The organism is Rhizobium sp. Root1334, from assembly GCF_001426665.1.
Lineage (GTDB): Bacteria > Pseudomonadota > Alphaproteobacteria > Rhizobiales > Rhizobiaceae > Pararhizobium.
In genome coordinates this window covers 616,895-630,211 of sequence record NZ_LMEY01000023.1, presented here as the reverse complement: position 1 = coordinate 630,211, position 13,317 = coordinate 616,895, and the positions used below count along the sequence as shown (strand labels likewise).

Below are 13,317 nucleotides of genomic sequence, written 5' to 3'. Positions count from 1 at the left end.
ATCGTCATCAACACGAAGGGCCTGAAAAATCAGCTGATTTTCAGGCCCTTCGTGTTTCAACCTGATTTTTTCAGGCGCGTACCTTTCAGGCCGCGGCCGCGGCCTTGAAGAAGCGGATGTAGCCATCCTTCAAACCGGGCTTGATACAATCGGCCATCAAAAGCGCGAGATGGAAAATCGATTCGATGTTCCGCTCCTGTTCGATCAGCTCCGCGAGATAGACCACCACCTCGTCATAATCTGCGCCATTGGTCCGGACGCTCTGCAGAAATGCCGCCAAGGCAAGACGGCCGTTCATCAGGAGCACCTCGTCACGTTCCGCCGGAGCCAGCCGCAGCGAGGGACGAATCGCGAAAACATGCACGTCTAGAAATCGCAAAAGGGCGGCATATTTTTCACTATCCGCCGGAAGCCCAGCCTTGACGTAAAGATTGCTGGTGGCCTCAGCAATCCCGTTCTCCGTCGCCCATATGCCGAGGTCGTACCGGTAGATCAGAGATGGATCATGAACCACTCTGCCGGCAGTGATCAATGCAAACGTCAGGCTCCAGTCACAATAGCCGCCATTGGTTGGATGTGCCTGCGTGAAAAGCCGCAGCAACGGCACGAAAGCACCGGTCCGGTATATGCTGTAATAAATGCTGTTATTGCCCATTACCTTGCGGGTGAATTCGTGCAACCGTTCCGCTGGTGACGCGGCGTCGACCGTATAGCACTCCGTCTGGCAAACCCCGTTCTCTGCCGTCCAGATCTGCGTTTGCGGCCGGACGCCGACAACATCATCCGGCAGCAATGAAAGATCGACCGGTGTTTCATCGGCGCTGAATTGGATGTGATCATCGTCGCCCATCGGCATCACGAACGGCGTATCAGCCAAAGACAGGGCTTCCAGACCGTTACCTGACGCATCCTCGCTTGACGAATAATGGTAAAGCAGATTGGGCGAACGGTTTTGAAGAAACGCGCGTTTTTCCGGGTCTCGGGAATTGTCGGACACAATCAGCAGCGCGCCGGTTTTCTCAGCATAGGCGAGCGCACTCTCGATCGCGCTGCGCGAGGTTGCCCACGGCCGGTTGCTCGGCATGCAGATCGAAAGCTGGGCCATCGGTATCTCCACTCCAAAAACACTCGAACGCCTATTCGGCAATATCAGTCCGCCATCACATTCGAATATTCTCCATTAGCATCAGCAAGACTGTGCCAACCTTGCGGCTGAATCCAGTTTTGCCCCAGCCTCGGCCGGTAATCATTTTCCAGATTGACCCGTTGTGAATTGAAGAAAGCCTAGAGATGAACGGTACACCCGCCCCGTTTCCCGCCCGTGATTCCGTTGCCGAAAAGCTGGCGGCCCTCGGCGAAGGCGAGAAAGCCTATCTGTTGCTGCTGATGGAAAATGCTACGCAGGATGAAAATCTGATTGAAGGCCTGTACCGCCAGCTCGACCTTGCGTCCGCAGCAAAACTGTTGAATTCCCTCAAACTCGAAAAGCTTGGCGAATGGCTGGGCTCAAGCGCCCCTGCCCGGCTACAGATCCGTCTGATGGAAGCGGCCAAATCCAGCCAGCACGCCGCCTATCAGGCGTTCCGCATCGGGCTTGTCCGTTCAGGTGGGCTGGAAAAGGCTTATCCAAAAGCCTGAATTTGCAGTGATACGCCGTGTATCGACTTGGCTCACCGGCGAACGCCCTCCGGTTAGCTGGAAGGCGCTCTTTCCGGTGTTCGCGAGCGCTATTCTCCGCCAAGACTTCTGGCGAGCCGGACCAGATTGAGGAACTCCGCCCGGTAGCCGTAGGCATCCTCACCCTTGGCAGCCGATGCCAGGTCGAGGATCGATCCGTATTTGTAGGTGGACACGGCATCGGTTCCCCGCAGTTTCTGACCAAACGCCGCGACCGCGACGGAGAAGCGGACGTCCTGCCCCGCCTGATCGAGCGCCGCCACCGCATTGCCCTCGGTCACCGGCGTCGTGATGAGCTTGCTCGTGTCGCTATCCGGCTGCTTGTAGCGGATTTTCAGGAAGGCCAGCTCGTCTGACGGCTTGGCAGCAGCCTCTACCTTGGGGCTTGAACCATAGCGGAGGTCATCGTTGAGAACTGCCGAGCTTCCCCTGGGAGTGATCTCATAGATCGCCGTGACGCGGTGGCCGGAACCGATATCGCCGGCATCGACCTTGTCATTGTTGAAATCCTCACGCTTCAACGCACGGGTCTCATAGCCGATCAGGCGGTATTCGGCGATTTGCTGCGGATTGAACTCCACCTGAAACTTCACGTCCTTGGCAATCGGGAAGAGCGACGATCCGGCCTCCTCGACCAGCGATTTCTGTGCTTCGGCCAGCGTATCGATATAGGCGGCCGTGCCGTTGCCATTCTGCGCCAGTGTCTGCATCAGCGCATCATTGTAGTTGCCGCGGCCAAATCCTAGCACCGACAAGAAGATCCCACTCTTGCGCTTGGCTTCAATCGTCTTTTTCAACTCCTCGTCACTGGATGGCCCGACATTGAAATCGCCATCCGTCGCCAGCATGATCCGGTTGACGCCGCCTTTGACGAAGGCCCGCTCCGCCAGGTCATAAGCCGCCTCCAGCCCTTGCGCACCCGCCGTGGAGCCACCCGGCTGCAAGGTATCGATCGCCGACAGGATTTTTGCCTTGTCCTTGATGGCCGTCGGCTCCAGCACCGTACCGGCATTGCCGGCATAGGTGACGATCGAGACGGTATCGTCGGGCTTCAATTTCTCGACCAGAAGACGGAATGCGGTTTTTAAAAGCGGCAGCTTGTCCGGCTCGTCCATTGAACCGGAGACGTCGATCAGGAAAACCAGATTGGCGCGCGGTGCAACGTCCGGCGCAATATCATAGCCCTTGATGCCCACATGCATCAGTCGCGTATTGGCATTCCACGGCGTTGGCAGCACGGTGACCGTTGCCTTGAACGGCGCGTCCTTGCTATCCGGACCTGGCCAGTCATAGGGGAAATAATTGATCATCTCCTCGACGCGCACACTGTCTCGGTCCGGCATCTGTCCAGCCATCAGCGACTTGCGCACGAAGGAATAGGACGCCGTGTCGACATCCGCCGAGAAAGTGGAGACCGGGTCCGTGGCCGTTGATTTGACCGGATTGGTGTCAGCCGCGGTGAAACGGTCGCGGTTTTCTTCTGGTTGTGAAAGAGTGTCCGTCGGCGCAGTCATGGGGGATGGCATGATCTCCGCCATGGAGCCGGCAGCCATCGATTCGTTGGCAACCGTCAGCGATGGGGCTGCAAACTGTGTCCGCCGCTCAAGGTTCGAGGCGGCACTCACCGATTTCTGATCCACCGGCCGAGGTGTCGCATAGGCCGCCGCCTCGTCATCAGCTGTTGCGCGTGCCGCCGGTTCCGCGGTCACCCCGTTAATGGCCTGGCCGGTAACAACGTCAGGCCGCTGCGTCAGGCTATCCACGGGCATCTCTGCAGCCGAATCGTTCTTGGGTTTTGACGGCGTCGCCTTTTTGGCTTCTGCATCCTTTGATGCGACACCAGTCGCCACCTCGACCTGTTGGCCATCCGGACTTGCCGGCAAACCGCCCCGCGTCAATTCCAGCGTGAGAAAAGCGGCAGCGGGCACCACCAGGAGCGTGGCGAGCGCCGAACCTGCGAGAAATTTCCTGTTCATGATGGGGCTCCATAGCCTGTTGAATATGGAGCTTTGACGCCGGGCATCGGTAGTTCCTTGGGGGGCTTTCGAATTATTTTCGCTTTCGTCGAACGCCTGCATTGCCAGAGACAGTGCACGGGCGCGCGCAGCCGGTGAAGGCGATGGCGGGGTCATCTGGCCGAGATTTTTCAGATCGTCGTTCATCACATCGTCTCCCTGCCGAGCAGGATTTTCAACCGTTTGCGGGCTTCATGCACATGCCACGATATCGTTACCTCCGAGCAGCCCATGACGTCAGCGGCGGCGGCGTGGGACAGGCCCTCGCCATAAACGAGCAGAACGGCATCACCCTGTTTATCCGGCAGCTGCCGCACGGCTTCCCAGAGTGCTTCGGTCTGGTCGTGATTATCGTTTGCCGCAGCACTTGTCGGGTCTGCCAGGAAATTCGCGGCATTGCGCCTTTCGCGTAACTGGCTTCGTTGATGGTCGCGTGCAGCATTCAAGGTCAGTGTATAGAGCCAGGTACGGAAACGGCTGGCTCCCCGAAAAGCCCGGATCGCCTGCGCCAGCTTCAGGCATACCGTCTGGGCAATATCCTCGGCATCGCCCACATTGCCGGACCAGCGCCAGGCAACCGCATGGACGAAATCATAGTGCCGTTCCACCAGCAAGCCGAAGGCATTCCGATCGCCCTTCTGCGCCCGCTCGATAAGATCCTCGTCCAAATCACCCGCCCGGATTTGTTGCAACTGATACTGAGACGTTCTGTCCTGGCCGATCCTTGGGTGCGGACCAAAATATTTTCACGATCCCGGGATTTTCCGGGTCACGGCGATGATCGGCCCCATCGGATGGGTATTGTCGTAACGCTGGAGAGAGGGAGCAAACAGGCTGGAGATCGAACCATCCAGAAACAGCGCGTTGGCGCAACCGAGTTGATCGCGAAACAGGGTCGCGAAATCATGGAAACGTACAGGCTCCAGCGAGATCGCGAAGATAGCCATGCCCTTCTGATCGACGCCAACACCGTTGCGAATCTGCAGGCTATCGCTTTTCGGCAGGAAGGCCGGATGCAACTGCCCGTCGATCACCAGCATCGGCCCGGATTGCGTGGCGAAATCCGGCTTGACCGCCGCATCGACATAGGCTTCGGTTTCCAGGACACCTGCCCGGCCACCCTGAAGGAAGAAAACCCCATTGGGCTTCAGGTAGAAATTACCCCAGCTATAGCCCTGGTCGATTGCCTTGCGCTCGACACCGTCGGTCACCAGCAGGCCAACGGATGTCAGGTCGCGCTCGTACATGCCGCCATTCATGGCGAATTCGAGATATTCACCCTCCTGCCGCAGATCGTGCATAAGAGGCGCAAAGCCGCCATAGGGCTGGCCATCGCGGCCGCGGTGAAAGATTCCGATGTCACTGGCGGTGGGGTCGAAGCTGCAAACAGCATAACTTTGCGTCAAGTGCGTCACCATACGGCAGGCGGCCTCCTCCTCGCCAGCGGACAGAATGGATGCGGTCATGACCAACCCGATACTCAAGGAACGAAACATACCCACCTCATTTCACACGCGCCCGACGCTGTCGTCCGAGAACAGCAAAATAGAGGCCGGAATTTTATAAACTGAGGGCAGCCATATGAAAATGCAGCTGTTTCGCCGGATAACGATAGGCAGCACCGACTGGACAGACATTGCGGGCAAAACATCCTGCCATCATGCAGCCAGCCTGCCCCGCTCTTGTTTCCAGATGCGCCCGGCACGGCCCCAGCTGAAACCCCGATGGCAAGACAGCGTGTGCCGGACAGCTGGAGAGACAGGGCCGATCGGGACAATGATCGCAAGGATGCGGATAAATGGGGCTCGCGGTTGGCGGCAGAGCCTGCGCAAAGGCAAGTGCTCCGCGATATCCGTGCCAAAGTCCGTATCGTGGATGAATGAGGATGCCGAGTGGTGACGATTTCAAGCCTTCCGCCCGCATCGCCCATTGCTGGAACGGCTGCCAAGGCGCATCCGAGGGGAAATAGGCGGTTGCGCCAAAAGCGTCGGCCACCGGCTCGATCACAGCTTTCGACCATGCATCGAGCGGGTTTTTGCCGCCGCGATCGGGCGAGGAATTACGCCAGTGCTCAAACGCAGGCCAGATCGATCCGCCGGCATTTCCCAGTAAAACCACGCTGCCGGCCGCATTCCCGTCCTTCAAGACGGGCACCGTTTCGCCGTCGGCAAAGTTGACGACACCGCGTAAAAAAACTCCGTGCGGCGCAAGCGCTGCACGGAGTTCACTCAAAACATCGCTTGATGTCACGGGACCGGTCATTTCGGTTTCGGCCCCTGCCTGTCGTAATGTGGGCGCCAGACCTCATTCTGGATGAAGTCTGCTACTTGCGCCGCTCCGCCTCTCTCCCTGGCTTGTTCGGGCTCTCTTCAAGTGAAGGCGTCAGGCATCGAATCCTTCTTCTTGGCGATGAAGTCGAGAAGCGCCGCGTCAATCGCGGCATCAAGCGGCGGCCGTTCGTAATGTTCCAGCCAGCTGCGGGCGAGCGCATTAGCACGCTGCTCGACACGCTTTTCGCCCTCGATTTCCCATTGTTCGAACGAGTTGTTGTCAGCCAGCGCCGAGCGGTAGAACGCCGTCTGGAAATTGGCCTGGGTATGGGCGCAACCGAGGTAGTGGCTGCCCGGACCGACTTCGCGGATAGCATCGAGCGCCTGCGCGTTTTCCGAAAGATCCACACCCTCGGCCATTTTCTGCATCATGCCGAGCTGGTCCTGGTCGATCATGAACTTTTCGTAGGACGACACGAGACCACCTTCGAGCCAGCCCGCGGCATGGAGCACGAAGTTGGTGCCGGCAAGCAGCGTCATGTTCAGCGTGTTGGCCGATTCGTGAGCTGCCTGGGCATCGGGAACCTTCGATCCACAGAGCGATCCGCCTGTGCGGAACGGCAGGCCGAGACGGCGCGCAAGCTGTGCAGCACCATAGGACACCAGCGACGGCTCCGGCGTGCCGAAGGTCGGCGCCCCCGATTGCATCGAGATCGAGGCCGCGAACGTGCCGAACAGCACTGGTGCGCCCGGCCGGATCAGCTGGGTGAATGCGGCACCGGCCAGCACTTCGGCGAGAATCTGTGTCAAAGTTCCCGCCACCGTCACCGGGCTCATCGCTCCGGAAAGAATGAACGGCGAGATGACACAGGCCTGGTTGTGTCGTGCATAGACCTTCAATGCACCGACCATGGTCTCGTCGAACACCATGGGCGAGTTGGCATTGATGAGATTCAGCGTCACGCAGTTGTTTTCGACGAAATCGTCACCGAACACCAGCTTCGCCATGGCGATCGTGTCTTCGGCCCGTTCCGGCGCGGTCACCGATCCCATGAACGGCTTGTCGGAATATTTGATATGGCTGTAGACCATGTCGAGATGGCGCTTGTTGACCGGGATATCGACCGGTTCACAGACGGTCCCACCCGAGGAGTGCATCGACGGCGCCATGTAGGCTAGCTTCACGAAATTATGGAAATCCTCAATCGTCGCATAGCGGCGCTGGCCGTCGAGATCGCGCACGAAGGGAGGTCCGTAAACCGGCGCAAACACAGTCGCCTTGCCGCCGATGTGAACGTTGCGCTCAGGATTGCGTGCATGCCAGGTGAAATTGGACGGTGCGGTTTTCAGCAACTGACGGCACAGTCCTTTGGGGAAATGCACCCGCTGGCCGCGCACCTCGGCGCCAGCTTGCTTCCAAAGTGCCAGCGCTTCTTCGTCGTCGCGGAACTCGATACCGATTTCTTCGAGGATCAGGTCGGCATTGGCCTCGATCAGTGCCAGGCCTTCCTCATCGAGCACCTCGTATTCGCGAATCTTTCGGGTGATGTAAGGAAGCGGTGGCGGCGCACCACCGCCCGTGCGCGACGCACGGCGGGCTGCAGCACCCCGGCCCTCACCGCGCGAGCGGCGTCCGCCGGTTTCTTCGGTTTGCTCGGTTACATCTACCATGTCTTTATCCTCTCCCGCGCCTCGTCTGCGCACTTGTCGAGCCTATGCTACCAAGCCCCAGCATCCGAACGGTTCTCAATGCGCCAACGCATGGCGCAACTCGAACACGATCGCGACGACTGGTCCAGGGACACCGCCGGATTTCGGCATGGCACCTAGCCTGCCGGAACTGCGGTTACCATATTTTCCGGCGATCACAGCAGCCAATGCACTGTTTTTGTTAAGCCCGGCCCGTTATGGCCTGTCAACGATCGCGCTGCCGTCGTTTTTCATCGTACGCGACGTCGCTTTCGAAAAGAGCTTTTGGAACCAACAAAGCTAAGTATAGTGCCTGCGTCGGGGAGGTTTGAGCCTGACAGCGCCAGGAACCGAGGAAAACCATCATGGCAGACGACGAAATCATTCTCGAGGATCTCTCCGACGACGAACTCGTGCAGCAGATGCATGACGATCTCTACGACGGGATGAAGGAAGAGATCGAGGATGGAACCAACATCCTCCTGAAGCGCGGCTGGGCTCCCTATGACGTTCTCACCCAAGCGCTGGTCGAAGGCATGCGCATCGTCGGCGTCGACTTCCGCGACGGCATCCTGTTCGTGCCGGAAGTATTGTTGTCCGCCAATGCGATGAAGGCCGGCATGGCCATCCTTCGCCCGCTGCTCGCCGCCACCGGCGCACCGAAGCAGGGCAAGGTCGTCATCGGCACCGTCAAGGGCGATATCCACGACATCGGCAAGAACCTCGTCGGCATGATGATGGAAGGTGCGGGCTTCGACGTCGTCGACCTTGGCATAAACAATCCGGTCGAAAACTATCTTGACGCCATCGAGCGCGAAAAGCCGGATATTCTCGGCATGTCGGCGCTTTTGACCACGACGATGCCCTACATGAAGGTCGTGATCGATACGATGAAGGAAAAGGGCATGCGCGACGACTATGTCGTCCTCGTCGGCGGTGCACCGCTCAACGAGGAATTCGGCAAGGCTGTCGGTGCAGATGCCTATTGCCGTGATGCCGCTGTAGCGGTCGAAACCGCAAAGGACTTCATGAAGCGCAAGCACAACCAGCTGTCCGGCGCCTGATCAACACCGATTTGACCATGCAAAACCGGCCGACCTCATGAAAAGCGCGGCCGGTTTTCCTATTTTAGGAACCAGCCTTATTTGGCAGCACGTTCTACGCTACGGCCAGCGTCCTGGGTCGCATCAACCGCGTTGGCGGTATCCCGGCCCATGCCACGGATGGTGTTGCCGCACGACGCCAGCGTCGTGATGGAAAAGAGGACTAGACCGATGGTGGCGATTGTCTTTGCTGTCATGACGCGGGTTCCTTATGCTGGGTGACAGGTTCAATTGACGTGGAAGAAAGATCTTCGGCTATGGAACGCGCGAAATCGGAAAAAGTTCACGTCATTGGTTGCGGTGCTATCGCCCGCGAAATCCTTGCTGTCTGCGAGGCAAATAAGCTCCAACATATCGACCTCACCTGCCTTCCCGCCATCTGGCACAACACCCCGGACAAGATCACGCCCGGCATCAAGATCGCTATCGACAAGGCCCGCGCCGAAGGTTTTGGTCGCATCTTCGTCGCCTATGCCGATTGCGGCACCGGCGGTCTACTCGACAAGCTCTGCGAGGAAGAACAGGTCGAGCGTATCGCGGGACCGCACTGTTTTTCCTTCTTTGCCGGCAATGCGGCTTTCGAGGCTGGTTGGGACGACGATTTCACGTCTTTTTTTCTGACCGATTTCCTTGCTCGCCAGTTCGACGCCTTCGTCATCGAGCCACTCGGCCTCGACCGCCATCCGGAACTGCGCGACATGTATTTCGGCCACTACAAGAAACTCGTCTATCTCTCGCAGGTCGAAGACGAAAAACTGCAGGAAAAGGCCCGCAAGGCCGCCGAGACGCTGGGACTGGCCTATGAATACCGCTTCACCGGTTATGGCGACCTCACCCCGGCACTTCTGCAGGCCTGACCGCCAGCAACCATCTGTTAGCCTTGCGCTCAATTTTGCATGAAACGCCGCATTTGATTTAAGTGCATCGTAACGACCGCCCGCCAAACTCCCCCTACAAACACAATAATAAGGTGACGGGGATGACGGACATTTTCGCAACGAACCTATCGGCAAGGACGGCGGCCCACAGCCACCACCCGCAGCAACTTTCTCAACTGCTGCGCAATCTTTCGCTCAACGCCGGTTCGAAAATCACCCTGCGCGAGCTTGCCGGTGCCATGGAAGACCGCTCCTTCGGCGCTTTCCTCGTCGTCTTTGCCCTTCCCAACCTCATTCCTCTGCCACCGGGCGCCACCTTTATTCTCGGTCTGCCGCTGGTCTTCATCGCCTGGCAGATGTTTGCCTCACGCGGCCCGCGCATCTGGCTCCCCAAGCGCATGGGTGATTATGCCTTCGACAACGCCACCTTCTTCGTCTTCGTCAACCGCATCTCGCCCTGGCTGCAGCGCGCCGAGACCCTAATCAAGCCACGCGGCTGGTTTCTCGGCAGCCGGTTTGCCGAACGGCTGATCGGCCTTTTGGCGCTCATTCTCGCGGTGGTGATCTTCCTGCCCATTCCCTTCGGCAACTGGCTACCAGCCTTCGCGCTTGCCGTCATCGGCTTTGCCCATACCGAGCGCGATGGCCTTGGTCTTGTCGCAGGCGCCCTGATCGGCATCGTCTCCCTTGCCGTCGCCGCCAGCGTCATCCTTGCTGCCGGTGCCATCCTGACCTTCATCATCTGAGACGGATAGTGATCGCCGGCATGTCCTCCGCAGCCAACCAACATATCGTTATCGTCACTGCTGGCGGACGCAATCCGCAGATCCTGATCAATGCGCTTGAGAGCCGCTTTGGCAACGTCACGGTTCTGCTGGAACAGCCCGAATCGAAAAAACTCTTTCTCAAACGCCGCATCCGCAAGCTGGGTCTGATCACAGCAGCCGGTCAGTTTGCCACGATGGTGGCTTCGAAGTTCGGCAAGCGTTTTACTGAAAAACGTACGGCGGAAATTTTACAACAGTACGAGGCCGATGATCGCGAAAAACGGGCCATCCCGGTGATTGCCGTTGCTTCCATCAACACACCAAAGGCAATCGAACAGATCAACGCCCTGCACCCGGCCGTCGTATTCCTCGTCAGCTGCCGCATGCTGTCCGCATCGACGCTTGCAGCCATGCCCTGCCCGGTCATCAATTTCCATGCCGGCATCACCCCGCAATATCGCGGCCTGATGGGCGGATACTGGGCGCGTGTGGAGAACGACGAGGCGAATTTCGGTGCAACCGTGCATCTGGTCGATGCAGGCGTCGATACCGGCGATGTTCTATATCAATCGCGCATGACACCGTCGAAAAACGACACGATGCACACCTATCCGCTGCTGCAGACCGCAGCGTCCACCGGCATTGCCATTCGCGCCGTCGAAGATGCGTTATCTGGCAATCTCGAGCCCCTGCCAACACATGGCAATTCGCGCCAATGGTATCATCCGCCGATCTGGACATGGCTCTGGAATGGCGTGACGCGCGGCATCTGGTAGTTATATCGTCAACATTGAGGGCAAGTCGCTTTTGAGCATGACGCGCGTCGTGCCAAGGTGAGCCATGGCGAGACAAGATGCGCATTGTCAGGCAAGAGGAGAATTCGGGCATATGGCAGATCGCATTATCGTTTACTGGCGCGATATTCCAGCGCAGGTCATCATCAAGCAGGGACGCAAGTCCGCCAAGCGGGAATTAACCCTGCGCTTTACCGAAGCGATAGACATGTGCGCCATGCGCACCGGTGCAGCCGACAGCGGCGACTATCTGGCGGAATGGCGCAAGGCCGATCCGGTTCCGGTCTCCGACGATCTCGAACTTGAGGCCGACAAGGCAGCGGCCGAACTGGAAGCAGCCTATGACAAGGAGCGGCTGGTCGCCCTCGTCAAATCCGGCGGCAAAGACAATGGCTGATGCAAAACCCGGCAATGCCGCTCCAGCCAAGAAGGCCGCCACCGGCGCCTATACACCGTCAGGCGTTTCGCCCAATCGCCGTTCGCGCCGCAGTTACACGATCCGCCTGTGGGCCGTTCGCCATTCGCGGTTCTTCGAATGGTTCTACCACCGGTTCGCCGACGTCTTCCTGCTGCTTCACCCGTTGTGGAAGGCAATCGGTTATAGCCGCGTCGAAGCACCGATCACGTTCATCGAACGCAACGTCAAGGGTCTCCTGTTTGACTGTCGCATGTGCGGCCAGTGCGCTCTGTCATCGACCGGCATGTCCTGCCCGATGAACTGCCCCAAGCAGCTGCGCAACGGCCCTTGCGGCGGCGTTCGCGCCAATGGCAATTGTGAAGTGGAGCCGGATATGCCTTGCGTCTGGGTCAAGGCCTGGGAAGGCTCCCGCAACATGGTGAAGGGCGATGCGATCCTGAACGTGCAGAAACCCGTCAACCAATCCCTGCGCGAAACCTCGTCCTGGCTGCGCGTCACCGCGCAGGCCGCCGAAGCTCGCGAAGCCGCTGCCGCCGCAAAGGACGCCTGAGCATGGCCCATTTCGACGAAAACCCGCTCGGCCGCCACCTTCCGCTCGATCCCGTGCCCGGTCATTCCTCACGTGGTCGCCTGGAACGGGTGCTGCGCCGCGGCGAATTTGCCGTTACCGCCGAACTTAACCCACCCGACAGCGCCAATCCGGAAGATGTCTACGAACGCGCCGCGATCTTCGAAGGCTGGGTCGATGGCATCAACGCCGTCGATGCGTCCGGCGCCAATTGCCATATGTCGTCGGTCGGCATCTGCGCGCTTCTGACCCGCATGGGCTACGCGCCGATCATGCAGATCGCCTGCCGCGACAAGAACCGTATCGCCATTCAGGGCGACGTGCTTGGTGCCGCCGCCATGGGCGTTGCCAACATCATGTGCCTGACCGGCGACGGCGTTCAGGCGGGCGACCAACCCGGCGCCAAGCCGGTGTTCGACCTCGACTGCATGTCGCTGCTGGAAACGGTGCGCGTCATGCGCGACAATTCGAAATTCCTCTCCGGCCGCAAGCTGACGACGCCGCCGCAAGTTTTCCTCGGCGCGGCAATCAACCCGTTCGCGCCGCCCTATGATTTCCGCCCTTACCGGCTTGGCAAGAAGATTGAGGCCGGCGCTCAGTTCGTCCAGAGCCAGTACTGTTTCGACGTGCCGATGTTCCGCGACTACATGAGCAAGGTCCGCGATCTCGGGTTTGACGAAAAATGCTTCATTCTCGTCGGCGTCGGACCGCTCGCCTCGGCCAAAACAGCCAACTGGATCCGCAACAACGTGCCGGGCATTCATATCCCTGATGCGATCATCAAGCGGCTGGAAGGCGCGCAGGACCAGAAGAAGGAAGGCAAGCAGCTCTGCATCGACATCATCAACGAGGTGAAAGAGATCAAGGGCGTGTCGGGCGTTCACGTCATGGCCTATCGGCAGGAAGAATATGTCGCCGAGATCGTCCACGAATCCGGCGTCCTCAAGGGCCGCACACCGTGGACACGCGAAGCCAATCCCGGTGACAGCCGCGTTGCCGAACGGCTTGATGCGATCCGTGACGGCAAGCAGGAAAATCAGCAGGAAATGGCCGACGTCGCAGCGCACCGCCAGCATTGAACACCAGACAATTGTGGCCCAGCCGGCAGGCCATGCCTTTGACAAACATCCCGGCGCCG

Annotated in this window: 16 protein-coding genes; 9 read left to right on the top strand and 7 right to left on the bottom strand. The window is 59.0% G+C overall.

Features of this window, described 5'->3' with window-relative positions:
- Nucleotides 1-85: 85 nt before the first annotated feature.
- Complete coding sequence (locus ASD36_RS21420) at nucleotides 86-1,105, bottom strand: hypothetical protein (RefSeq protein ID WP_060506209.1); 1,020 nt, start codon at nucleotides 1,103-1,105, stop codon at nucleotides 86-88.
- 185 nt (nucleotides 1,106-1,290) lie between these two features.
- On the opposite strand from ASD36_RS21420, the gene ASD36_RS21415 reads away from it, so the two are divergent.
- A complete protein-coding gene (locus ASD36_RS21415) occupies nucleotides 1,291-1,638 on the top strand; it encodes a hypothetical protein (RefSeq protein ID WP_060506208.1) in 348 nt (115 codons plus the stop codon).
- Nucleotides 1,639-1,727: 89 nt separating this feature from the next.
- Here the strand turns inward: ASD36_RS21415 and ASD36_RS21410 are convergent, their stop codons facing one another.
- The 5 genes from ASD36_RS21410 to ASD36_RS21390 all read right to left on the bottom strand — a co-directional run bounded on the left by ASD36_RS21410 (nucleotide 1,728) and on the right by ASD36_RS21390 (nucleotide 7,633).
- Nucleotides 1,728-3,839, bottom strand: coding sequence for a von Willebrand factor type A domain-containing protein (locus ASD36_RS21410; protein WP_060506207.1), 2,112 nt, complete (start codon nucleotides 3,837-3,839; stop codon nucleotides 1,728-1,730).
- Nucleotides 3,839-4,360 (bottom strand): RNA polymerase sigma factor, encoded by a 522-nt coding sequence (locus tag ASD36_RS21405; RefSeq protein WP_060506206.1) that lies wholly within the window; start codon nucleotides 4,358-4,360, stop codon nucleotides 3,839-3,841. The genes ASD36_RS21410 and ASD36_RS21405 overlap by 1 nt, the downstream gene beginning before the upstream one ends.
- Before the next feature lie 78 nt (nucleotides 4,361-4,438).
- Nucleotides 4,439-5,158 carry a phosphodiester glycosidase family protein gene (locus ASD36_RS21400; protein WP_244482345.1) on the bottom strand — a complete coding sequence of 240 codons (720 nt, stop codon included), beginning with the start codon at nucleotides 5,156-5,158 and terminating at the stop codon, nucleotides 4,439-4,441.
- A 94-nt stretch (nucleotides 5,159-5,252) separates the two neighbouring features.
- The gene (locus ASD36_RS21395) at nucleotides 5,253-5,954 is read right to left on the bottom strand and encodes a hypothetical protein (RefSeq protein WP_060506204.1); all 702 of its coding nucleotides are present in this window, start codon (nucleotides 5,952-5,954) and stop codon (nucleotides 5,253-5,255) included.
- Between the two features lie 107 nt (nucleotides 5,955-6,061).
- Nucleotides 6,062-7,633 carry a trimethylamine methyltransferase family protein gene (locus tag ASD36_RS21390; RefSeq protein WP_060506203.1) on the bottom strand — a complete coding sequence of 524 codons (1,572 nt, stop codon included), beginning with the start codon at nucleotides 7,631-7,633 and terminating at the stop codon, nucleotides 6,062-6,064.
- Nucleotides 7,634-7,781: 148 nt separating this feature from the next.
- Here ASD36_RS21390 and ASD36_RS30755 point away from each other — a divergent pair, with 148 nt between their 5' ends.
- Together ASD36_RS30755 and ASD36_RS21385 are read left to right on the top strand one after the other, a co-directional pair.
- On the top strand, nucleotides 7,782-7,955 hold the full coding sequence (locus ASD36_RS30755) for a hypothetical protein (protein WP_156393898.1): 174 nt from the start codon (nucleotides 7,782-7,784) through the stop codon (nucleotides 7,953-7,955).
- A 61-nt stretch (nucleotides 7,956-8,016) separates the two neighbouring features.
- A complete protein-coding gene (locus ASD36_RS21385; RefSeq protein ID WP_060506202.1) occupies nucleotides 8,017-8,715 on the top strand; it encodes a B12-binding domain-containing protein in 699 nt (232 codons plus the stop codon).
- 77 nt (nucleotides 8,716-8,792) lie between these two features.
- Here ASD36_RS21385 and ASD36_RS21380 read toward each other — a convergent pair whose 3' ends face one another.
- Nucleotides 8,793-8,951 (bottom strand): entericidin A/B family lipoprotein, encoded by a 159-nt coding sequence (locus tag ASD36_RS21380; RefSeq protein ID WP_060506201.1) that lies wholly within the window; start codon nucleotides 8,949-8,951, stop codon nucleotides 8,793-8,795.
- Nucleotides 8,952-8,990: 39 nt separating this feature from the next.
- Between ASD36_RS21380 and ASD36_RS21375 the strand changes: the two genes are divergently transcribed.
- From ASD36_RS21375 to ASD36_RS21350, 6 genes are all read left to right on the top strand, one after another.
- Nucleotides 8,991-9,611, top strand: coding sequence for a DUF1638 domain-containing protein (locus ASD36_RS21375; protein ID WP_060511793.1), 621 nt, complete (start codon nucleotides 8,991-8,993; stop codon nucleotides 9,609-9,611).
- A 122-nt stretch (nucleotides 9,612-9,733) separates the two neighbouring features.
- On the top strand, nucleotides 9,734-10,378 hold the full coding sequence (locus tag ASD36_RS21370; RefSeq protein WP_060506199.1) for an exopolysaccharide biosynthesis protein: 645 nt from the start codon (nucleotides 9,734-9,736) through the stop codon (nucleotides 10,376-10,378).
- Nucleotides 10,379-10,398: 20 nt separating this feature from the next.
- Nucleotides 10,399-11,175, top strand: coding sequence for a formyl transferase (locus ASD36_RS21365; RefSeq protein WP_060506317.1), 777 nt, complete (start codon nucleotides 10,399-10,401; stop codon nucleotides 11,173-11,175).
- 112 nt (nucleotides 11,176-11,287) lie between these two features.
- Nucleotides 11,288-11,590, top strand: a complete 303-nt coding sequence (locus ASD36_RS21360) for a virulence factor (protein WP_060506198.1) — start codon at nucleotides 11,288-11,290, stop codon at nucleotides 11,588-11,590.
- Complete coding sequence (locus ASD36_RS21355; protein ID WP_060506197.1) at nucleotides 11,583-12,161, top strand: methylenetetrahydrofolate reductase C-terminal domain-containing protein; 579 nt, start codon at nucleotides 11,583-11,585, stop codon at nucleotides 12,159-12,161. Before ASD36_RS21360 ends, ASD36_RS21355 begins: the two co-directional genes overlap by 8 nt.
- 2 nt (nucleotides 12,162-12,163) lie before the next feature.
- Nucleotides 12,164-13,258 carry a methylenetetrahydrofolate reductase gene (locus tag ASD36_RS21350; RefSeq protein ID WP_060506196.1) on the top strand — a complete coding sequence of 365 codons (1,095 nt, stop codon included), beginning with the start codon at nucleotides 12,164-12,166 and terminating at the stop codon, nucleotides 13,256-13,258.
- Nucleotides 13,259-13,317: the final 59 nt, after the last annotated feature.